At 61.0% G+C, this 20,815-nt stretch carries 18 protein-coding genes; 9 read left to right on the forward strand and 9 right to left on the reverse strand.

The genetic code is table 11. The features are described from left to right. Positions 1 to 115: 115 nt before the first annotated feature. From P0D96_RS41540 to P0D96_RS41550, 3 genes are all read left to right on the forward strand, one after another. Positions 116 to 982 (forward strand): LysR substrate-binding domain-containing protein, encoded by an 867-nt coding sequence (locus P0D96_RS41540; protein WP_132379797.1) that lies wholly within the window; start codon positions 116 to 118, stop codon positions 980 to 982. A 91-nt stretch (positions 983 to 1,073) separates the two neighbouring features. After that, a complete protein-coding gene (locus P0D96_RS41545; protein ID WP_408319677.1) occupies positions 1,074 to 2,033 on the forward strand; it encodes a helix-turn-helix transcriptional regulator in 960 nt (319 codons plus the stop codon). A gap of 89 nt (positions 2,034 to 2,122) precedes the next feature. Beyond that, positions 2,123 to 2,824: a fumarylacetoacetate hydrolase family protein gene (locus P0D96_RS41550; protein ID WP_408319678.1), complete on the forward strand. Its 702-nt coding sequence runs from the start codon at positions 2,123 to 2,125 to the stop codon at positions 2,822 to 2,824. A gap of 203 nt (positions 2,825 to 3,027) precedes the next feature. Here P0D96_RS41550 and P0D96_RS41555 read toward each other — a convergent pair whose 3' ends face one another. Genes P0D96_RS41555 through P0D96_RS41565 form a run of 3 tightly spaced genes read right to left on the reverse strand, consistent with a single transcriptional unit; the run spans position 3,028 to position 6,404 of the window. Next, a complete protein-coding gene (locus tag P0D96_RS41555; protein ID WP_408319679.1) occupies positions 3,028 to 3,834 on the reverse strand; it encodes an NAD-dependent epimerase/dehydratase family protein in 807 nt (268 codons plus the stop codon). 33 nt (positions 3,835 to 3,867) lie between these two features. Beyond that, complete coding sequence (locus P0D96_RS41560) at positions 3,868 to 4,611, reverse strand: GntR family transcriptional regulator (RefSeq protein ID WP_408319681.1); 744 nt, start codon at positions 4,609 to 4,611, stop codon at positions 3,868 to 3,870. A 53-nt stretch (positions 4,612 to 4,664) separates the two neighbouring features. Continuing rightward, positions 4,665 to 6,404 carry an IlvD/Edd family dehydratase gene (locus P0D96_RS41565; RefSeq protein ID WP_408179768.1) on the reverse strand — a complete coding sequence of 580 codons (1,740 nt, stop codon included), beginning with the start codon at positions 6,402 to 6,404 and terminating at the stop codon, positions 4,665 to 4,667. Between the two features lie 142 nt (positions 6,405 to 6,546). On the opposite strand from P0D96_RS41565, the gene P0D96_RS41570 reads away from it, so the two are divergent. Continuing rightward, the gene (locus P0D96_RS41570; RefSeq protein ID WP_408179746.1) at positions 6,547 to 7,545 is read left to right on the forward strand and encodes a 2-hydroxyacid dehydrogenase; all 999 of its coding nucleotides are present in this window, start codon (positions 6,547 to 6,549) and stop codon (positions 7,543 to 7,545) included. A 41-nt stretch (positions 7,546 to 7,586) separates the two neighbouring features. Then, entirely contained in the window at positions 7,587 to 8,516 is a 930-nt protein-coding gene (locus P0D96_RS41575; protein WP_408179745.1) for a dihydrodipicolinate synthase family protein, read from the forward strand. Between the two features lie 70 nt (positions 8,517 to 8,586). On the opposite strand, the gene P0D96_RS41580 is transcribed toward P0D96_RS41575, so the two are convergent. From P0D96_RS41580 to P0D96_RS41595, 4 genes are all read right to left on the reverse strand, one after another. Beyond that, positions 8,587 to 9,753, reverse strand: a complete 1,167-nt coding sequence (locus P0D96_RS41580; RefSeq protein ID WP_408319683.1) for a mandelate racemase/muconate lactonizing enzyme family protein — start codon at positions 9,751 to 9,753, stop codon at positions 8,587 to 8,589. A 110-nt stretch (positions 9,754 to 9,863) separates the two neighbouring features. Beyond that, on the reverse strand, positions 9,864 to 11,156 hold the full coding sequence (locus tag P0D96_RS41585; protein WP_408319685.1) for an MFS transporter: 1,293 nt from the start codon (positions 11,154 to 11,156) through the stop codon (positions 9,864 to 9,866). Between the two features lie 73 nt (positions 11,157 to 11,229). Then, a complete protein-coding gene (locus P0D96_RS41590) occupies positions 11,230 to 12,537 on the reverse strand; it encodes an MFS transporter (protein WP_342960174.1) in 1,308 nt (435 codons plus the stop codon). Positions 12,538 to 12,636: 99 nt separating this feature from the next. Continuing rightward, positions 12,637 to 14,184: a UxaA family hydrolase gene (locus P0D96_RS41595; protein WP_408319686.1), complete on the reverse strand. Its 1,548-nt coding sequence runs from the start codon at positions 14,182 to 14,184 to the stop codon at positions 12,637 to 12,639. Between the two features lie 236 nt (positions 14,185 to 14,420). On the opposite strand from P0D96_RS41595, the gene P0D96_RS41600 reads away from it, so the two are divergent. From P0D96_RS41600 to P0D96_RS41610, 3 genes are all read left to right on the forward strand, one after another. Next, positions 14,421 to 15,359 carry an SMP-30/gluconolactonase/LRE family protein gene (locus tag P0D96_RS41600; protein WP_408319687.1) on the forward strand — a complete coding sequence of 313 codons (939 nt, stop codon included), beginning with the start codon at positions 14,421 to 14,423 and terminating at the stop codon, positions 15,357 to 15,359. 85 nt (positions 15,360 to 15,444) lie between these two features. Then, positions 15,445 to 15,849 (forward strand): heme-binding protein, encoded by a 405-nt coding sequence (locus tag P0D96_RS41605; protein WP_408179741.1) that lies wholly within the window; start codon positions 15,445 to 15,447, stop codon positions 15,847 to 15,849. Positions 15,850 to 15,890: 41 nt separating this feature from the next. Next, positions 15,891 to 18,050, forward strand: a complete 2,160-nt coding sequence (locus P0D96_RS41610; protein ID WP_408319688.1) for a malate synthase G — start codon at positions 15,891 to 15,893, stop codon at positions 18,048 to 18,050. A 361-nt stretch (positions 18,051 to 18,411) separates the two neighbouring features. Here P0D96_RS41610 and P0D96_RS41615 read toward each other — a convergent pair whose 3' ends face one another. Beyond that, positions 18,412 to 18,690 (reverse strand): HU family DNA-binding protein, encoded by a 279-nt coding sequence (locus tag P0D96_RS41615; RefSeq protein ID WP_408179739.1) that lies wholly within the window; start codon positions 18,688 to 18,690, stop codon positions 18,412 to 18,414. Between the two features lie 481 nt (positions 18,691 to 19,171). Here P0D96_RS41615 and P0D96_RS41620 point away from each other — a divergent pair, with 481 nt between their 5' ends. Next, entirely contained in the window at positions 19,172 to 19,315 is a 144-nt protein-coding gene (locus P0D96_RS41620; RefSeq protein ID WP_408319689.1) for a hypothetical protein, read from the forward strand. A 1,314-nt stretch (positions 19,316 to 20,629) separates the two neighbouring features. On the opposite strand, the gene P0D96_RS41625 is transcribed toward P0D96_RS41620, so the two are convergent. Beyond that, a partial coding sequence (locus P0D96_RS41625) for a hypothetical protein (RefSeq protein ID WP_408319690.1) occupies positions 20,630 to 20,815 on the reverse strand: 186 nt, incomplete at its 5' end.

The raw sequence follows: 20,815 nt of genomic DNA on the forward strand, positions 1-20,815 counted from the left end.
ATATCGAGCTGGTAGTCCTGTTCAAGGCTGTCCTCGCGGCGATTATGTGGTGCGCTTGACGACAGAAAATATTAATATTTCTTACTGATACTTAACTTTTTCTTGGGGATGAGCGATGCCGACCCTGCGCATGTTGAGAACCTTTCGGGCCATCGCGCGCACCGGATCATTCGCGGCAGCGGCCCGGAGCGTCGCGCTGACCCAGGCGGCGGTCAGCTTGCAGATGCGCGGGCTCGAACAGGCGCTCGGCCGCCAGTTGTTCGACCGCAGCGGTCGGCAGATCGCGCTGAGCCGCCACGGACAAGATATCTGGCCGAAGGTCGAGCAGATTTTCGACCTCCTGGACGAACTCGAAGCGACGCCGGCGGATTCGATGGTCGGGCCAGTGACCATCGGCGCGGTGGTGTCGGTGATCGGCGCGCTCTCGCTGGTCATCGCGCGTTTGAAGGCCGCGCATCCGCAACTGGATGTGCGGCTGCTGTCGTCGCGCTCCGACGAACTGGCGCGGATGGTCGAGGCGGGTGAGGTCGATATCGCGGCGGTCGTCGCGCGTGCCGACATGACGCTGCCTGACACGCTGAAGTGGACGACGCTATACACGGAGCCGCTGATGCTGGTGGTCAGCCGCGAAATCGGTGACAACGACCCGCGGCGAATTCTGCGCAGCCACCCCTTTCTGCGCTTCGACCGCCGCGTGCGCACCGGGCGCGTCGTCGAGCATGCACTGCAGACAGTCGGCCTGACGGTCAACGAATACCTCGAACTCAACTCGATCGAGACAATCGTCGCGCTGGTGCGCGAAAATGTCGGCGTCGCGGTGCTGCCGCTTCTGCATCGCGGCAACTGGCAAAACGATCCCTTACTACGCGTGCTGCCGATTTCGAATTCGCCGGTGCTGCGCACGGTCGGCATGATCCAGCGCGCGTCGTATGACCGGCGCGGCATCACGCAGGCGATTATCGACACGCTGCACAACGACTGAGCGGCCTGCGCCCACCGCTTCACAGCGGTGCGTCTGCACACGACGACATATGGTCTGATACAGTACCCTGAATCAATTGGAGCATGCAGCCATGAAGGCTTCACGGGCGGCGGCATCACGCACTTACGCGATGCCTGAGCGAAGCGATCGCCTCGATTTCTACATACGCGACCAAGCCTCACGCCCCGCAATTGAAGAGCCGCACAAGCACGAATATTTTCAGATTCAGATCAACCTCGGCGGCGATACCGAACAGCACATCGGCGGAGTACGCCGACCTTTTCCTGCGGGTGCGGTCGCCTTTATCCTGCCGCATCGCTTGCATCTGATACCGCATCCCGCGCATTCGCGCTTCATTGTCATCAACTTTACGCAAGCGTTTCTACGCGCCAATACGGACGGAGTCGCGGGTCCCCTGGACCTCGAGGATGTGTCGATTACGCAGGCACCCGAACTCGCGCCGTTCAGGCTTCAGGAGTACATCGACTTCATTCTGGCGGACGCCGATCTCGCCGAAATCGAGCCGGTTTTGTCACGTATGCTGGAGGTCAATGAGACACGGCGCTTTGGTGCGAGCGCCCTCCTGCGCGGATACCTTCTCCAGTTGATTGGGATCGTATGCCAGCGACACGCGGATCAGCTACTTCGGCTTTCCTCGCGCAACGTCCAGAGACTCGGCCGACGAGATGCTCTGGTCCGTGTGGACCGTCATGTCGATGCCCATCTCGCGAGCAACACGCTGTCTCTGACCTCTGCCGCCGCCGCTGCGTTTCTATCGCCGAACTATCTTACGCATCTGATCAAGAAAGAGACGGGCCGGACGTTTGTCGAGTGGGTGACCGAGCGACGCATCGCACGCGCAAAGGAACTGCTGGCAAACGACAACCGGCGCATCAAGGACATCGCGTTTCTGGTCGGCTATCGCGACGAGGCCTATTTTTCGAGGCGGTTTCGTCAGTCGGTCGGTCAGTCGCCGAGCGACTTTCGCGACATGCACCGGAGTGCGCGTCAACGAAACGGCGGGGCAACCGCGCGCAAGGAAGCACCGTAAGATCGTCCTGGTGTTCAGCGGATTTGTCCTGCTCGGCAGGTTCGCAGGGCGATATCGTAGGTAGGCCAATACTACTTGCGAGGCTTACCATGACCGAATACTCGGTGACACCACCCACGATCACCTCCGTTGCTGTCAGCGGTTCGACGAGCCGATTTCCCGTGCGCCGCGTGTTCTGTGTCGGACGCAACTACGCAGAGCATGCGCGCGAAATGGGCGCCAACCCGGACCGGGACCCTCCGTTCTTTTTTTCCAAGCCTGCCGATGCAGTCGTGCCAGCGACCGGCGTCCTTCCGTATCCGCCCCTGACCTCCGACTTGCACCACGAGATTGAACTCGTCATTGCGATCGGCAAGGAAGGAAAGATCATCGCCCGCGAAGACGCACTCGATTTTGTCTGGGGCTATGGAGTCGGTGTCGATCTGACACGCCGGGATCTTCAGGCGACGGCGAAGAAACTGAGCCGCCCGTGGGACTGGGCAAAAGGCTTCGACGCGTCTGCGCCAGTGAGCGAGATCAAACCGACGTCCGAGGTGGGGCATCCATCCATTGGCCGCATATGGTTGTCCGTGAACGGAGAAGTCCGTCAGCAAGGCGATCTCAGCGAAATGATCTGGCCTGTCGCGGACATCATCAGTTACGTGTCTCAGGCCGTGACCGTGAAGCCGGGAGACCTGATCTTCAGCGGAACACCCGCCGGCGTCGGCGCACTACGCCCAGGCGACAAGGTCGCAGGCGGGGTGGATGGCGTTGCAAACTTCATTTTCGAGGTGGGCCCGCTGGTCGGATGAACGGGGCGCGGGAAGTCGCCTGAAGATCTCCCCTGCGAACAAGTGCGACCGGTGCGAACCGAGGCGCACTTTCGCGGCGGGACTCGAGTGTGGACGCACAGGCTCAACGTCCAACTGCTTCCTGTCGCAGGCTCATGAAGGAAGCTGATCCACGAGTACCTGCTTTAACGCGGTGCAATCGTTCCGACGATAGACCGCCACCCTCAATCCATCAGGAGCGGATCGCCGTCGAATTCGACGAGACAGCCGGGGCCGCCATGAAACAGCGCTTCACGCGCATCTTCCGTCTTTCCCGTTGCCGCGATCTCAGCCGCATAGAGTTCGGCATCATCTTCCGGCACGTACCCGAGATAGCGCACGTTGGCATTGTCCCAGCGATTGCGCGCGTTATTGGATACGCCGTACACGACCGCGAAGTGGAAGTCCGGATAGTCGATACAGCGGCGCGTCACCTGCACCATGTCGCGATGGCTGATCCATGTGAAGAGGTGGCGCGGTACGGTCGGCCTGTTGTCCGGGCGGAACGAGCCGATACGGATGCACGCAACCGACATGCCGTGCTTGTCGGCGTACATCCGGCCAAGCGCCTCGCCGAACACCTTCGAGATGCCGTAACGGCTATCAGGGCGCGGCTCGACGCTGTTGTCGATCATCCGGTCGCGACGATGAAAACCCACTGCATGGTTTGAACTCGCGAACACCACGCGCTTGACGCCCGCTTGCCGCGCCGCTTCGAACACGTTGTAGCAACCTTCGATGTTCATATCGCGGATGCGTTCCCAGCGATCCTCGTCGGGGATGCCGGCGAGGTGCACGACGACGTCGACGCCCTCCATGGCCGCCAGAAGATCCTCCAGGCGCGTGATGTTCGCCGTCACGATTTCCTCGCCTGCCTGTGCCTCGGCCTGCGGCGCAATATCGGCGAGGCGCAGCGCATAGTGGCCCTGGAAACCGGCGCGGAGCACGCGCCCAATGTGACCGGCCGCGCCGGTGATCAGTACTCGAGTCATTGATACCCTCTCTGTGATTCAGGTAAAAAACAGCTAATCGGTTTCGCCTTTCTGTACGGCGTAGCCAGCCGAGCGGCGATGATGCGCTTCGAGATACGCATCGCGCGATGGCACCAAATGGTCCCGGCATAACTTGATCAACGATTCCCGGTCGCCGGTCCGGAGCGCCTCGATCATCTGGTGATGCTCGGCACGAGCCTTCTCCAGATACTGGGGAAACACGATGGATACTGAACGGATCGCATGCGTGCGGCGTTCATACTCGCGAATCGCCTCGGTTAGAACCTGGCTTTCCGACAACGCAAAGAACGCATGGTGAAACGCCATGTTCGCGCGGAAGACGCGTCGCAGGTCGCCGGCGATGGCCGCTTCGTCGTGCTCTGCCTGAATTGCCGTCAGCGCATCGAGCGCCTCGCTACTGACCGGCAAAACGATGCGTCGCGCCGCGTCTGCTTCCAGCAATTCGCGTAGCGCATACAGTTCAATGACCTCGCGCGGTGTAAACGACTTGACCAGCGCACCTACATTCTTGCGGCGCTCCACCAGGCCGCGCCGCTCCACCTCCGCCAGCACCAGACGGGCGACGTGGCGCTTCAGGCTGAAGCGCTCGCACAGATCGTCTTCGACGAGCCGTTCGCGCGGATGCAGAACGCCAAGGACGATCTGCTCCTCGAGCTCGTCTGAGACGCTGCGCAGCGTCTCGTCGATATTGCGGTCGCGTTCGACCGTCTTCGCAGTGGGTGCAGCGGAGCGTTTGGGCTTGGCAGCGTTGCTCATAGAAAGGATCCGCAAAATGATCTAAGCCGCGAGCCTATACGAAAATATGATCTTTAACCCTTGTTTCCGTTGCCGGGAACGGTCGCGGTAATCCGGGTAGCTTGCAGAAAGTCAAAGTCGCAGCCCTCGTCGGCCTGAGTGATCGTGGTCAGAAAGAGTTTGCGATAACCACGCTCGTCGGGGTCGGCCTGGCGCGCCGGCAACGCGGCAAGACGAGCCGCGATTTCCTCGTCACTGAGGGCAAGTTCGATAGACCGTTCTGCCACGCTCAGGCGAATGCGGTCGCCAGTTTGTACGACCGCGAGAGGACCGCCGATGGCCGCTTCAGGTGTGACGTGCAGCACCACTGTGCCGGACGCCGTGCCGCTCATGCGGCCATCCGAAATGCGCACCATGTCTTTGACACCCTGGCGGCCGAGCTTGCGCGGGATCGGAATGTAGCCGGCTTCCGGCATCCCGGGTGCACCGACCGGACCGATCCGCTTGAGCACGAGTACGTCATGTGCTTCCACGTCCAGTTCCGGGTCGTCGATACGACGAGCCAGATCCTCCGCGTCTTCGAAGACGACGGCCCGCCCTTCATGCTCCATCAGGCTGGCGCTTGCCGCTGACTGCTTGATGATCGCGCCGCCCGGCGCCAGATTGCCACGCAGCACCGCAATACCGCCTTGCGGAAAGATCGGGCGGTTAAACGGGCGGACGACTTCCTGCGGGAAGCTCGCCGGGGCGGCATCCAGCTCCTCGCCGAGCGTACGGCCGGTCACAGTGAGCGCGTCGAGATGCAGCAGGCCTTTCATCTCGCGCATCACCGTGGTCAGCCCGCCGGCACGATGCAGGTCTTCCATGTAGTGCTGTCCGGACGGTTTCAAATCGACGAGGACGGGCGTCTCGCGCGCCATCCGGTCGAGTTGCTCAAGGTCGATGCGAATCCCGAGCCGGCCCGCAATTGCCGTTAGGTGAATGATGCCGTTGGTCGAGCCGCCGATTGCGAGCAGCACCCGCAATGCGTTTTCGATCGCCTTGGGCGTCAGGATGGCCGTCGGACTCAGGTCCCGCCCGATCATCGCCACAGCCTGCGCGCCGGTGCGCTCCGCAATGCGGATGCGATCGGCGGTCACGGCTGGCGCGGACGCACCACCCGGCAGCATCATGCCCAAGGCTTCCGCGATGCAGGCCATGGTGCTTGCCGTTCCCATCACCGAACAGGTCCCCACCGTTGCGACGAGTTGATTGTTGACGGCTTCGATCTCGGCTTCGTCGATCTGGTCGCCGCGAAAACTCGCCCAGAAGCGACGGCAGTCCGTACATGCCCCAACCCGTTCGCCGCGATGCGAGCCCGTGAGCATGGCGCCCGTCACCAGCTGAATGGCGGGAACGCCCGCCGCCGCCGCGCCCATCAACTGGGCCGGTACGGTTTTGTCGCAGCCGCCGATCAGCACCACCGCGTCCATCGGCTGGGCCCGGATCATCTCCTCCGTGTCCATCGACATCAGATTGCGAAGGTACATGCTGGTCGGATGCGAAAAGCTCTCGGCGATCGAGATCGTCGGGAATTCGACAGGCAGGCCGCCAGCCAGCATCACGCCGCGTTTTACCGCCTCGATCAACTGCGGCGCGTTGCCATGGCATGGGTTGTAGGCACTGCCCGTGTTCGCGATGGCCACGATGGGACGCGACAGCGCGTCGTCGGTATAGCCCGCCCCCTTGATGAACGCCTTCCGCAGAAATAGCGAGAAACCTTCATCGCCGTAGTTCGTCAGCCCCTGCCGCAAGCCGCTTTTCTTCTCGCTCATTGTCGCTCCTGAATCGTCGATGACATTATCAATAATCTTGACGGGAATGTTACCGATACTTATAGTCTCTCCGCAAGCGATTCTTTTGTGTTGCGGTCGGTGCCGCATATCCACTCTCCAACAGCCTTCCGCCGAGGTCTTCATGAAGCATGTCGTCGCCTATCGTTCGTTGCCTCCTGCCGTGCTGGGGCTCCTTCGTGAGCACTGCTCCGTCGAGTTGGTCGACGTTTCATCCGGCGACCTCGCGCCGTTCAGGCAAGCACTGGGCGCGGCTCACGCAATGGTCGGCAACAATCTCAAGATAACGCCGGAGATCCTCGATGCGGCGCCTCTACTCGAGGTCGCGTCCACGATTTCGGCCGGCTTCGACGCGTTCGATGTCCCTGAACTCTCACGCCGCGGCATCGTACTGACGAATACGCCGGAGGAAGTCACCGAAACCACCGCCGATCTCGTATTCAGCCTGATCCTCGCAACCGCCCGGCGCATTTCGGAACTTGCCGATTGGACACGGCGCGGCCAATGGACGCGTACTGTCGGCGAGGCGCAATTCGGTGTCGACGTGCACCACACAACGCTGGGAATCGTCGGGCTTGGGCGCATTGGCAGCGCGGTCGCCAAGCGCGCCGCTCTTGGCTTCGGCATGGACGTGATCTATTCCAACCGCTCCCGCAACCCGGAAGCAGAGGAGCGCTACGGCGCGCAATGGCGGCCGCTTCCCGAGTTGCTCGCCACTGCGGACTTCGTTTGCGTGCTTGTGCCGCTATCGCCCGCCACCGAGCGGCTGATCGGCAGCGCCGAACTCGGGACCATGAAGCCGTCGGCCATCCTCATCAACTGCGCTCGCGGCCAGGTCGTCGACGAGGTCGCCCTCATCGAACATCTTCGTGAAGGCCGCATTCGCGGCGCCGGTCTCGATGTGTTCGAACGCGAACCGGTGTCGCAGGACTCGCCGCTGCTCCAGTTGCCGAACGTGGTAGCGGTGCCGCATATCGGTTCCGCTACGCAACAGACGCGCGAAAACATGGCCATGCGCGCGGTACGCAATCTCATCGACGCACTCGACGGCCAACTCTCGTCGACCTGTGTCAATCCCGAAGCGCTCCACGCCCGCTCGTCTGCGCAACAGATCCCGGGCTGAATGGCGCGAAACACGCTCACTTCAATCAAAAGGAACACGCGATGACTTCAGTCAACCGACCCCGCGGCGTTTACTCGCCCGTGGTCACGCCGTTCACAAGAGACCTTCTTCCGGATCACGACCGCTATGTCCGTCATTGCCGATGGTTGATCGAACAGGACGTCGGACTCGCTGTTTTCGGGACCAACTCGGAAGCGAATTCGCTCGCCGTCAGCGAGAAAATGAAGCTGCTCGAAACGTTGGTTGGCGCAGACATTCCGCTCGATCGTCTGATGCCGGGCACAGGCTGCTCGGCCCTCACCGACACGGTCGAACTAACACGCCATGCGCTTTCGCTAGGGGTGAATCATGTGCTGACGCTGCCGCCGTTCTTCTACAAGGGCGTCACCGACGAAGGCCTGTTCCGCAGCTATGCGCAGATCATCGAACGCGTGGGTTCCGACGCACTGCGCATTTATCTGTATCACATCCCGCCCGTGTCCCAGGTGCCGCTCAGCCTCGCGCTCATCGAGCGGCTGCTCGCTGCTTTCCCGGGCGTGATCGCCGGCGTGAAGGACAGTTCGGGCGACTGGAGCAACACGCAGGCCATGCTCGAGCGCTTCCAGCCGCATGGCTTCGATGTGTTCGCCGGCAGCGAGACCTTCCTGCTGGCCACCATGCGGGCGGGCGGCGTTGGCTGCATCACGGCAACCGGAAACGTCAACCCGGCGGCTATCGTGCAGTTGTATCGTCACTGGCAATCGGCCGACGCCGATGCCCGTCAGGCAGCACTGGATGCCACGCGTGCGGTGTTCGCCAAATTCCCGATGATTCCCGCACTCAAGGCGGCGATCGGCGTGTATTCGAACGATGCCGACTGGGGCGTCGTCCGCCCTCCTCTCGTCGATCTGACACCAGTGCAATGCGACGCGCTCGCCGCCGCACTCCGCGAAATCGGCTTCTCAATGCCAGGGGTCGAAGTCACCGCCTGATGCCCTGAAGAAACACCCGCCGGTTGCATGCGCAACCGGTGGTATTTTCCAGCTATCCATGGCTTCCGCTTCAGGCCCAATCGTCTAGCGCGTATTCGTTCAGCGCGGCTTCATCGAAGTCGAATCCGAGGCCTGGACGAGTCGGCACGGTCAGGTTGCCGTCTGCGAACGACAGCTGCGTGTCCACCAGCCGGCGGAAATTCAGCACCTGATCGTCAGGAAAAAATTCGACATAACGCGCATTGGGCGTTGACGCCACCAGATGCACGTGCAGATCGTGGAACCAGTGCGGACACATCGTCACACCCACGGCCGCGGCCGACGCTGCAATCCGCCGCCATTCGCTGATCCCGCCGCATACCGCCGCGTCCGACTGAAGGATCATGGCCGCGCGCTTGTCGAGCAGCTCCTGATGCCGCCAACGCCCCGCTTCTATCTCGCCGGTCGCAACGGTCACCGGCGTGCGTCGGCTCAGTTGCGCATGACTCTCGATGTCGTCGGGACTGAACGGCTCTTCGATCCAGTACGGGTTGAACGGCTCGTACCGGCGCATGTATTCGAGCGCGGTCGGAACGTCGGACCATGCGTTGTTGGCATCGAGCATCAGCAGCACGTCATCGCCGATCGCTTCGCGGGCTGCCCTGATCCGCGCTTCCTCGCTGCGCGGATCAAGCCGCCCTACCTTCATCTTCACCGCGCGAAACCCCAGCGCCACATAGCCCGCCATTTCCTCGCCGAGATGCTCCGGCGTCTTGCCTTCCAGATAGTAACCACCGCTGGCATAGGCCGGCACAGTGGCGCTAGATGTGCCGCCGAGATAGCGGCTCAACGGCAGGCCGGCAGCGCGTGCATTGCGGTCCCACAAGGCGATGTCGATGATGGACAGCGCCCGCATGACTGAGCCCGCACGCCCTTGCAGCAGCGACTCGTCGTACATGGCGCACCACGAGCCTTCGACGTCGAGCGCGGAGCGCCCACGTAACAGCGGCGCAAACAGTTCGCGCACGGCATACGTGACCAGCATGCCGGCGCGGTTGCCGCTGTAACAAAAGCCGATGCCGTGATGGTCATCGGCTGTCGTGACGCGTACTACGGTGTAGTCGCGGGCAGTGACGAGGCGGGTCGAGAATGCAGTGTGGCGGTCAAGCGGCACGCGGATGGTGCGCGCCTCCACCGAAACGATCCGCGAACGTGTCTGATAATCGGTTTGCTCGGATTCAACGATGACATGTTTCATGGCAGTAGATCGACTCGAAAAAAACGAGATACTCGCGCGGCCACGCGTACGGCCGCGGGCGGGTGGCTCCGCCTGCGCCTCCCGGCTCCTTGCGTGGCGGGACGGACCGTTTATGCGGCGGTGGTATGCGGCCCGGCTGTCTCGCCTGCCGCGCGCCGGCCGATGACCAGCAGCATTGCCAGCACGCCGACCAGATCGACCGCCGCGCCGAGCATGAAGCCGCTGCTGTAACCACCCAGGTACTGGACCGCCAAACCCATCATGGTCGGACCGACGATGCCCGAGATGTTGCTCATCAGGTGAACAAAGCCGCTTACGCCCCCAAGATGCCTGCCGGGCACAAGCTCGTGCATGGTAGCCCAGCACGCTTGCGACGAAGCCGTCAGAAACAGTACGGCGAACGCGACAAGCAGTACTGCGGGAGTCACGGAATCGACCATGCTGACGCCCACCAGGGCGAGACCCGACAGCGCGAGCGGCACGATCGCCGAGACCTTGCGCGCCAGCAGCTTGTTGCTCATGCGCTTGAAACACGCGTCGGCAAGCAGGCCGCCACCGAAGTATCCAATCCCGCCGCATGCCCATGGCACTGCGCTCAGAAAGCTCATGTGCTTCATGTCGAGATGCAGCGCGTTGGTGAAATAGCTCGGCATCCAAGAGATGAACACGAACAGCGTGTAGTTCACCGCGAACAGGCCGACGCCAAGCGCGAGCGTGCTCGGACGAAACAGGTAGCTGCGCAGCGGCGTGCTTTCCTCGCCGCCTTCCGCAGGATGTGCCGCACTGCGGCTCGCTTCCACCATCTCGCGTTCTGCCTCGCCGACCCGCCTGCTTTGCGCCGGCTTGTCGGTAGCGAACATGCGCCAGGCGACGATCCACACCAGCCCGAACGCCGCGATGATCACAAACGACGTGCGCCAGCCGTAGGCGATCGCAATCAGTCCCACCACCGGCCCGGCGATCGCACTGCCTACCGTCTGGCCTGAAAACGTAAAGCCGACCATGGTCGCGGTTTCATGCCGGGGAAACCAGTTGGTGATGGTCCGGTTGGTCGTCGAATTCATCGGACCTTCGCCGAAGCCGAACAGCGCCCGGGAGATCAGCAACGTGCCGAATCCAGTCGCGGCCGCGGTCAACCCGCAGAGAATGGACCACGCCCCCATCGACCAGGAGAAGACCCGGCGCGGCCCATACTTGTCGGCGAGTTGTCCGCCGACGAATGCGAAGATGGAATAGCCGAAGAAGAAACTGCTGAACACTACGCCGAGTTGCGACGGCGAAAGATTCAGCTCCTTGTTCAGGACAGGCGCGACCACGCCAAGCGCCGCGCGGTCCATGTAATTGATCGCGCCCGCGATAAACAGCAGCAAGGCGACAACGTAGCGATACTTCCCAGTCTTCATGTTGTCTCTATTCCATGTAATTGAGGATACCGAATGTTGCTATCTGGCACTTCTCTCGAGTGCCATGGAGGTACTACTTGTTGACAAGCCTGGCGGGAAGCTGCGTCAGGATGAGACCTGCGGAGACAATCAGCGACCCCGCAATCAGGAACAGGCTCGAATCAAGAGAATGCGTGACCGTCTTTAGCCACCCCACCAGCGCAGGGCTTACGAAGCCTGCGAGATTGCCCGTCGAATTGATCAAGGCAATGCCGGCCGCCGCACCGGTGCCGCCGAGGAAGGAAGTGGGCAAGGCCCAGAACATGGGTAAGGCCGTAATCACGCCCGAAGCGGCAAGCGTCAGGCCAAGCAACGCAATATACGTATTGTTGCCCGCGTAGGCGCACATCACGAACCCCGCAGCCGCCATGCATTGCGGCAACACGACGTGCCAGCGGCGTTCACGCGTGCGGTCCGCGTGGCGGCCGACCACAATCATCAGAATCAGGGCGGCAAGATAAGGCACGACCGTGAGCAGGCCGATGGTGAAGGCGTCCGTGATTCCGGAACTCTTTATGATGGTTGGCTGCCAGAAGCCAACTGCATAGGAGCCCATCACGATACCGAAGAGAATCGTGCACAAGGTCCAGACTTTGAGCGACGTGAAGACCTCGCGCACGGAGCCGTGGCTTTTGGTGCGTGCTTCTGCATCGATTTCCGACGCTATGAAGTCGCGGTCCTGAGCCGGTAGCCACTTTGCGTCCTTCACCCGATCATCGAGGAACCAGAAAATGACGGCTGCGAGGATCAGCGCGGGGGCGGCTTCCAGAATGAACAGCCACTGCCAGCCGGCAAGGCCCGCGTGCCCCGCGAGGCGCTGCATGATGAAGCCGGAAATCGGGCCGCCGACAATGCCCGCCACCGGATTGCCCGCCATCAGGAAAGCAATCATCTTGCCGCGCCGGTGCGATGGAAACCAGTAGGTGAGATACAGCACCAGCCCCGGGAAAAAGCCCGCTTCGGCCACGCCCAGAAAGAAACGCAATACGTAGAACATCGTGGGCGTGGTGACCCACGCGGTCGCGGCCGAGAGCACGGCCCACGTGAGCATGATCCGGGCGATCCAGCGGCGCGCGCCGAGCCGGTGCAGCAGCAAGTTGCTCGGCACTTCGAAGAAGAAATACCCGATGAAAAAGATGCCCGCGCCGAAGCCATACATCGCCTCGCTGAAGTTCAGATCGCTGAGCATCTGGAGCTTGGCGAAGCCCACGTTGACCCGATCCAGATACGCCACCACGTAACAGACGAACAGCAAGGGCATGAAGCGCCAGGTCACTCGCGTGTAGATCGAGTTGCTTGTCGCGCTGTCAGGTATTTGTATTGCCGGGGTTTGGGTACTCACAGGCTGTCTCCGCCATTTGTTCGACTGCCTACGGGCGACGGTTTTACTTATAGGTGTAAATGGCCGTTCGCCCTCGCAATGCGCTGAGCCACTGCGCACTCAACTCATGATGCCGATCTGCCATGGCACGAATTCGTGGTCACCCAGTCCGAGCATTTCGCTTTTTGTGCGCTCGCCCGACGCGGCGGCAAGAATAGCGTCGAAGATTTTCTGGCCCGTGCTGTGGATCGACGCGATGCCATCCAGAATCCCTCCGCAGTTAAGATCCATGTCTTCGGTCAGACGCGTGTACATCGGCGTATTGGTGGCGAGTTTCAGCGATGGCACGGGCTTGGCGCCGAACATCGAACCGCGCCCTGTCGTGAAGGCAATAAGATTTGCGCCGCCCGCAATCTGACCCGTCGCGGAGACGGGGTCGAAGCCGGGAGTGTCCATGAATACGAGTCCAGATTGCTTCACCAGCTCGGCGTATCGATACACTTGCATGAGGGGCCCGGTGCCGCCTTTCATCGCTGATCCGATCGACTTTTCGAAGATGTTCGCCAGTCCGCCCACCTGATTGCCGGGGCTGACCTGGCCGTTGATCTGAACGTCTCGACCGACCGAATACTCGTCTTTCCACCAGCGGATCCGCTCAACCAGTTTCTCGCCGACTTCGCGGCTGACCGCACGCCGCGTGAGCGTATGCTCCACGCCGTAGATTTCGGGTGTTTCGGAAAGGATGGCGGTGCCGCCATGACGGACCAGCAAATCCATCGCCGCACCAAGCGAAGGATTGGCGGTGATCGAGGAAAAGCCGTCCGAGCCGCCGCATTGCAGACCGATTTTCAGATGACTTGCAGGAACCGTCGTGCGCTTCACGCGATTGGCATCGGGCAGCAGCGCCCGGACCGCCGCTACGCCGGCCTCGATGGTCTGACGGGTGCCGCCGTTCTCCTGCATGATGAATGTGTGCAGCCGCGAATCAGCTTTCAGACCTTCCTGATCCATCAGTCCGGCCAGTTGGTTGCGCTCGCATCCCAGCCCGACAATCAGCGCCGCGGCAAGATTGGGGTGCCGCGCGTAACCCGCCATCGTCCGGCGGAGCAGCGCCATCGGCTCACCGCTCATTTCCATGCCGCAGCCGATCGAGTGCGTGAACGCGACCACACCATCTACGTTGGGGTAGTCCGCCAGGCGCTCCGGCGTGAACCATTCGGCGATTCTGTGCGCGACCGTGGCGGAACAATTGACTGTCGACAACACGCCGATGTAGTTGCGCGTGGCAACCTCGCCGTTATCCCGCACGATGCCCTGGAACGTGGCGCGCTCGGCTTCGGGCACCATCTCGACGGGCTGGTAGTCCGCTCCAAATGCGTAGTCCCGGTCGAACTCACGGAACTCGACGTTATGGCTATGGACCATCGTGCCTGGCGCAATATCCGTCGCGGCGAAACCGATCACCACGTTGTATTTGCGAACCGGTTCGCCCTTTTTGATAGGCGTCGCCGCGATCTTATAACCTGCGGCCACCTGGCTGCGGCAAACAAAATCTTCCGCTGGAACCGGCGTACCGATTGCGACGTCGATGCGCGCAATGACCACATTGTCAGCGGGATGCAACCGAATCACCGGCCCGGTTACGTTCTTGCTCGTCATCTCAGTCATCAGGCATTGCCCTTCTAGAAATTTGCGCCGGGCGGTCAAAAAACGCACGAAACGAGTAATCGCTTTCTTACATAACCGCTACGGCCGATGCGTCACTGCTCTCGGCTCAAGAATTTCAGGCATCTTATGGCACTTCATGGACTAATTCAAGAGAAAGCGCTTACTCATTTCCCTTTATACTAGCGGTCGTGCCGCCGCAATAGGCGGAAATGCCGGGGCCTGAACAGGAGAGTGAGATGTGGCAACAAGCTGAGCGATACCCCGACCCACGGGTGATTTCGCTAGACCCTTCCTTCGATAAATACCGCGTGGCTTTTTCGGCCGTCGAACGGCTGGCTACCGGTTACCGGTGGACCGAAGGCCCGGTATGGTTCGGCGATGGACGTTACCTGCTCTGGAGCGACATTCCGAACAACCAGATGCTGAAATGGGAGGAGGAAACGGGCGTAGTCAGCGTGTTCCGGAAACCTTCCAACTACGCGAATGGCAACACCCGCGACAGACAAGGGCGGCTCGTTACGTGCGAGCACGGCCGCCGCGTCACACGCACTGAGTACGACGGCAGCATCACCGTCCTTCTCGATTCCTTTGAAGGCAAGCCGCTTAATTCCCCCAACGACCTGGTCGTGAAGTCGGACGGTTCTATCTGGTTCACGGATCCGCCGATGGGCATCTCCGGACACTACGAAGGAATCAAGGCGGAGCAGGAACTCCCCCACTCCGTATATCGAATTGATGGCATGACTGGCGAAGCGTCCGTAGTCACTCGCGACTTGAAAGGACCGAACGGCCTGTGCTTTTCACCCGACGAGAAACTGCTCTACATCATCGAATCGCGCGGTGTGCCCAACCGGATGATCCACGTCTATGAAGTGGACGCGGATGGCCGCGGAATCGGTGAAGGCCGAATGTTCTATGACGCGGGCGCCGGCACGATCGACGGCATGCGCGCGGACATCGACGGCAATCTGTGGTGCGGCTGGGGCATGGGCAATGACGAACTCGATGGCGTCATGGTTATTTCGCCACAGGGAAAGATGATTGGCCGGATCGCCCTGCCCGAGCGCTGCGCAAATTTGTGCTTTGGTGGACGCGCGCGTAACCGGCTGTTCATGGCGTCGTCGCAGTCCATTTATGCGGTGCACGTCAACACGCAGGGCGCGCTGGGTGGATAGCCCCGTTCACCACGAAACGTATTACGGCCTCCGGCATGCGCCGGTGGCGACACTTCACTCCGAAACACTGACTTGAAAGCCTGACATGCAAAGCAAACCTGTATTGACCGTTGTAGAAGCTACGCGAATCCTGGAAGCCGCGCGCGTGGAAGCAGAGAAAAACCAGTGGGCAGTCACCATCGCGGTCGTGGATGACGGGGGTCATCTGCTGGCCCTGCTCCGCCTCGACGGCTGTGCGCCGATAGGCGCTTACATCGCAACCGAAAAGGCGCGTACCTCCGCGCTCGGTCGACGCGAATCGAAGCAGTACGAAGACATGATCAACGGCGGCCGCACCGCGTTCCTGAGCGCGCCGCTGGCCGGCACGCTCGAGGGCGGCGTCCCGGTCGTGGTCGACGGAAACGTTGTGGGTGCAGTCGGCGTGTCCGGTGTCAAACCGGATCAGGATTCGCAAGTGGCCAGAACCGCGGCAAACAGCCTCAATGGCTGATTGATTGATATTTGAAACTGTTGGAGCAAATGATGGGTGAAATGATCGACAGAAACGGGCTGCGTGTCGCGGCTGTTCTCAGCAAATTTGTCGACGATGAGGCGTTGAGTGGGACTGGCATCGACAGCGAAGCCTTCTGGAAAGGCTTCGCTGCCCTCGTCCACGACCTCGCCCCCAAGAACCGCGCGCTGCTCGCAGAACGCGATCGCCTGCAGACGGAACTGGACCAGTGGCACGGCGCGCATCCGGGGCCCGTGCGCGATCTGAAGGCATACCGCGCATTTCTCGAAGGCATCGGCTATATCGTATCGGCGAGCGCAGCCGTTAAGGCGACGACCCAGAATGTCGACACCGAAATCGCCGGGCAAGCCGGCCCGCAACTCGTCGTGCCACTGTCGAACCAGCGCTACGCACTCAACGCCGCGAATGCGCGCTGGGGCAGCCTCTACGATGCACTCTACGGCACCGATGCGATCCCCGAAACCGACGGTGCCGAGCGCACCGCCTACTTCAATCCGGTGCGCGGTGCACGCGTGATCGCGCGCGCCCGCGCATTCCTCGATGAAGCCGCGCCGCTCGTCAACGGCTCGCACGTCGACGCCATCGCGTACCGCGTGGAATGCGGCAAGCTCGCTGTCACGCTCAAGAACGGCTCGTCGGCGTTGAAGGTCCCCGCGCAGTTCATCGGCTATCAGGGCGATGCAGGCTCCCCTTCCGCCGTCCTGCTCAAACATCACGGCCTGCACTTCGAGATCCAGATCGACGCAACGGACTCCATCGGCAAGACCGACGCTGCGCGTGTGAAGGACGTGCTGATGGAAGCGGCCGTCTCGACGATTATCGATTGCGAAGACTCCGTTGCCGCTGTCGATGCCGTCGAAAAGGTCCAGCTTTACCGCAACTGGACCGGCCTCGCGAAAGGCGAACTGACTGAGCAAGTCACGAAGAACGGCAAGACCTTCACGCGTCGCCTGAACGCCGACCGCACATACACCGCCCCAGATGGCTCGACCGTGAAACTGCATGGCCGCTCGTTGCTGTTTATCCGTAACGTCGGGCATTTGATGACGAATCCGGCGATCGTCGATCGCGACGGTCGCGAGATTCCCGAAGGCATTCTGGATGCCGTGATGACGTCGCTGGGCGCGATGCACGACCTGCAAAACAAGCTCAATTCGCGGACCGGATCGATTTACATCGTCAAGCCGAAGATGCACGGCCCGGCCGAAGTCGCGTTTTCCAATGAACTGTTCGGCCGTGTCGAAGATCTGCTCGGGCTGCCGCGCCATACCATCAAGATGGGCATCATGGACGAGGAGCGCCGCACGAGCGTCAACCTGCAGGCGTGCATTGCGGCGGCATCGGCGCGCGTGGCGTTCATCAATACGGGCTTCCTGGATCGCACCGGCGACGAGATGCACAGCGCAATGGAAGCCGGTCCGATGATGCGCAAGGGTGATATGAAATCGTCGGCATGGATCGCGGCTTACGAGCGCAATAACGTGCTGGCCGGCTTGAGCTCGGGATTGCGCGGACGCGCGCAGATCGGCAAAGGCATGTGGGCGATGCCCGACCTGATGCATGCGATGCTCGAACAGAAAATCGCGCATCCGAAAGCGGGCGCAAACACGGCTTGGGTGCCGTCGCCGACTGCCGCGACGCTGCACGCGCTGCACTACCATCAAGTTGACGTTCAGGCCGTGCAGCAAGAGTTGGAAAAGACCGCCTACGACAGCGTACGCGATAAGCTGCTCGATGGCTTGCTGACGATTCCTGTCGTCGAAGAGGCGCAGTGGTCAGATGAGGAAATCTGCAAGGAAATCGAGAACAACGCGCAAGGGATTCTGGGTTACGTGGTGCGTTGGATCGATCAGGGCGTCGGCTGTTCGAAGGTGCCGGATATGCACGATATCGGCCTGATGGAAGACCGCGCGACGCTGCGCATTTCGAGCCAGCACATTGCAAACTGGCTGCGTCACGGGGTGGTGTCGGAAGCGCTGGTGAACGAAACGTTCCAGCGCATGGCGAAGGTGGTGGATGCGCAGAACGCCAACGACCCGCAGTACCAGCCAATGGCCGGTCATCTGGACACATCACTCGCGTTCAAGGCGGCGAAGGCGCTGGTTTTTGAAGGGCGGTCGCAGCCTAACGGGTATACGGAGCCACTGCTGCACAAGTTCCGACTTGGTGCGAAGTGGTAGGCGCAGCATAGCGAAGTCGAAACCGTGGTCGATTCAGCATGCGTCGCGGGCGGCTGGTGGCATCCCGCGTACGCATGTGCTTGGCAACTTGCGGCTGGGGTGTAAATAGCCGCGTTGACAATATGTTCCTTTTAGTGAGGATACCCAGGCGTGTGGACGCGAGGCATGCCGGAGTGCGAACGCTTCCGTGTTCGAGTTCGGCGTCGTGCTGATAAGCCGCACGCCAAAACAGGCAGGTTCACCGGGAGTGGCGGTGACGCCGGCGCGATCCCGCGTGGTCCGCGGAACATGTCGGCGACCAGCGACGTGTTCGCAACGGACAGCCGCCGGCATATCACCGACCGGCGGCTGTCGCACGCTGTCAGGATCCGTTCACGGCATCCTTGAACGCCTTGCCGGCCGTGAACTTGACGGTCTTCGCTGCGGGGATCTGGATTTCGGCGCCGGTCGCCGGGTTGCGGCCCACGCGTGCGGCGCGGGCTCCCGTCGAAAACGACCCGAAGCCGATGAGTTGAACCGTGTCGCCCTTCCTGACGGCGCTCGTGATTGCGCCGATGAACGCATCGATCGCTTCGCCTGTTGCCGCCTTGCTCGCGCCAGTCGCCGCAGCGACCGCATCCACCAGTTCCTGTTTGTTCATTGTCGATCCGTTGTTTTCTTTGTGGAAACCGTCACCCTACCCGATCGCCGCGCGTTCGCGCAATGACACACAGCGCGCGATCCTCGTCGCTACTCGGTAGCCATCGGTAACAGGTTGGCGCACGAGACTAGAACTACAAAATACGTAATATTTGATACATGGCGGTTTGCGAAGGTAGTGCCCGGTGATTTTTGTTAGCGCTTGTCGATTTCGCAGCCTTAGACTGCGCCTCGTCGTGAAACATAAGGACAGCCGTGCCTCGAAAGTCCTCCAAGTTATTGTTTGTGCATCGTTTTTTCGCTTCCGCATTGATCGTTTAATTGTTTCACGAGAAGCTGTTTAGTCGATCTCAGAAGTCCGCTTCGTGTATACCGCCCCTGCAAGCCTAACCGTAGCTAGGCATTCGAGCGGGTCGTGGAGGTGCCCGTAAAGCTCCGCGCTGCTGGCGTCCTCCCCGCAACAGCACGAAAACTGCTCCTGCATGCGCGGCGTCGGCACCTTCCACGTGACCGATGCACGCACTGTCACGCGCGTCTACGGTGACGATAAACCGAACGACTTACTGCTGATCGATGGTGTCGCCCTCAATGTCGGCGTCGCTAAGGATGGGCTTACGGGGCTGTGACTTCGGCGTCCGGCCAACTCTGGCAAAGATCGAGGGTCGAAACTTTCGAAGGTTTTGCAGCGGATCAGTGGACAGTATTCACTCGGAGCGCAACAGTTTTCGCAAGTATCGTGAAAGCAATGTCAGAGCTTCCCCCGTGCGTCGAACTGAGACGCGTATAGCGTGTTCTTGCTCGGGACGCGCATTCGGGACTTCCGATCACGCGAGGACACGCGATGCGATGCGATGCGATGCGATGCGATGCGATGCATGATGAACTATTGATTAATTATTTAGATAGATAATGCATATGAAGGCAATCGTTTTTTGCCGGCGCTCAGCTGTCTAGCGGTTCCACCTGAGGGAACACGACCGTGATAAGCATCCACCGTTTATAGCGGCGCGACGACTGCACGCGCAAGCATGTCGCAGTCGTGATGTTTTCAAAGGTAATCCGACATCGCGGGAGGCTGGGAGCCCTCCACTGCGAACCGCAACGTTTGCACGACCGGCCGGACGAGTCCGCGGTTTGAGTCAAAAAAATCGAGCCTAACTAGAGTGGCTTCCTCTAATTTGCGGCGTGGGAGTCGTACGGCTTGCCGGAAGAATTCCGGCTGAAGCGGCTGCCACGGTTCATACAACGTATCTAGCGTATTGATGAATATGAGCCGTCATGGCCAGCGCAGCAAATTGATGCCCGCACCCGCCTGCTTCGCCATTTTTTTGATGTAGCTGTCTCGTTCTAGGGAGACACCCGGCGGTCTCTCTTTGCGGTGTTGTGCGTTGGTTACTACCAGCTGGCAGGGGTCCGAATGCTCACCTGGGTCCTATTGATGGCCCAGCACAATAAGATCGCAACCGGGCGGCGCCACGCGCCGGTGATTTGACCGCTCATTGTCTCCGTATCGACACTGCTCCAACGCCGGATCGTTGGACCACGTCCAATCCAGACGACGCCCCCATGATGAACCGCATCGAGAGGACGACGCGGCTGGAAGCATCGCTCGCTGAGATGCGCGACCATCCACGCAAGCACTATGTCTGAGTAACCGCTACCTGTCCGAGAACCGTGTGGGCATGCAGAGGTTCAGTCGCCGGCCGACGTCGACCGACCGTTCTTTTTGGGTGAGGGGCACTACTAGAAGGACTGAGTTCCGAAGAGGAAGACTCGACTTCAGCATCGCTCGGGAAAGTGGGCTATCGGCCAGTGCATCAGCAGCAAGCAAAGACTCTAACCGTACTGCAGGCCTGCATCGAACTGCGCGGCCGAATGCTGACGCTGCGACGCCGGAACGGCAATTCGCGTCCGAGGAGCAGTGCACGAACCTCGGTCGTTCACTCCGGGCGCAAATCATTGATGACGCCGGTTGGGCGCATCGCTGAGTCGAGCGACGGCAGCCGGGCCCGGAATCGCGCGCCCGGCTTTTTACTCATCCCTAGTCTCTCCCGTACAACAACGTCGAAGCGATCCTGATACACCTGCTCTGTTCCGCGACGTCCCGAACACCCCCGAGGCCAGAA

Source organism: Paraburkholderia sp. RL17-347-BIC-D, assembly GCF_046027915.1.
GTDB lineage: Bacteria > Pseudomonadota > Gammaproteobacteria > Burkholderiales > Burkholderiaceae > Paraburkholderia.

What these genes read in the sequence shown, in the direction of transcription:
- P0D96_RS41540 (WP_132379797.1), top strand. Translation starts at nt 116, where the DNA reads ATGCCGACCCTGCGCATGTTGAGAACCTTTCGGGCCATCGCGCGCACC.
- P0D96_RS41545 (WP_408319677.1), top strand. Translation starts at nt 1,074, where the DNA reads ATGAAGGCTTCACGGGCGGCGGCATCACGCACTTACGCGATGCCTGAG.
- P0D96_RS41550 (WP_408319678.1), top strand. Translation starts at nt 2,123, where the DNA reads ATGACCGAATACTCGGTGACACCACCCACGATCACCTCCGTTGCTGTC.
- P0D96_RS41555 (WP_408319679.1), bottom strand. Translation starts at nt 3,834, where the DNA reads ATGACTCGAGTACTGATCACCGGCGCGGCCGGTCACATTGGGCGCGTG.
- P0D96_RS41560 (WP_408319681.1), bottom strand. Translation starts at nt 4,611, where the DNA reads ATGAGCAACGCTGCCAAGCCCAAACGCTCCGCTGCACCCACTGCGAAG.
- P0D96_RS41565 (WP_408179768.1), bottom strand. Translation starts at nt 6,404, where the DNA reads ATGAGCGAGAAGAAAAGCGGCTTGCGGCAGGGGCTGACGAACTACGGC.
- P0D96_RS41570 (WP_408179746.1), top strand. Translation starts at nt 6,547, where the DNA reads ATGAAGCATGTCGTCGCCTATCGTTCGTTGCCTCCTGCCGTGCTGGGG.
- P0D96_RS41575 (WP_408179745.1), top strand. Translation starts at nt 7,587, where the DNA reads ATGACTTCAGTCAACCGACCCCGCGGCGTTTACTCGCCCGTGGTCACG.
- P0D96_RS41580 (WP_408319683.1), bottom strand. Translation starts at nt 9,753, where the DNA reads ATGAAACATGTCATCGTTGAATCCGAGCAAACCGATTATCAGACACGT.
- P0D96_RS41585 (WP_408319685.1), bottom strand. Translation starts at nt 11,156, where the DNA reads ATGAAGACTGGGAAGTATCGCTACGTTGTCGCCTTGCTGCTGTTTATC.
- P0D96_RS41595 (WP_408319686.1), bottom strand. Translation starts at nt 14,184, where the DNA reads ATGACTGAGATGACGAGCAAGAACGTAACCGGGCCGGTGATTCGGTTG.
- P0D96_RS41600 (WP_408319687.1), top strand. Translation starts at nt 14,421, where the DNA reads ATGTGGCAACAAGCTGAGCGATACCCCGACCCACGGGTGATTTCGCTA.
- P0D96_RS41605 (WP_408179741.1), top strand. Translation starts at nt 15,445, where the DNA reads ATGCAAAGCAAACCTGTATTGACCGTTGTAGAAGCTACGCGAATCCTG.
- P0D96_RS41610 (WP_408319688.1), top strand. Translation starts at nt 15,891, where the DNA reads ATGATCGACAGAAACGGGCTGCGTGTCGCGGCTGTTCTCAGCAAATTT.
- P0D96_RS41615 (WP_408179739.1), bottom strand. Translation starts at nt 18,690, where the DNA reads ATGAACAAACAGGAACTGGTGGATGCGGTCGCTGCGGCGACTGGCGCG.
- P0D96_RS41620 (WP_408319689.1), top strand. Translation starts at nt 19,172, where the DNA reads ATGCGCGGCGTCGGCACCTTCCACGTGACCGATGCACGCACTGTCACG.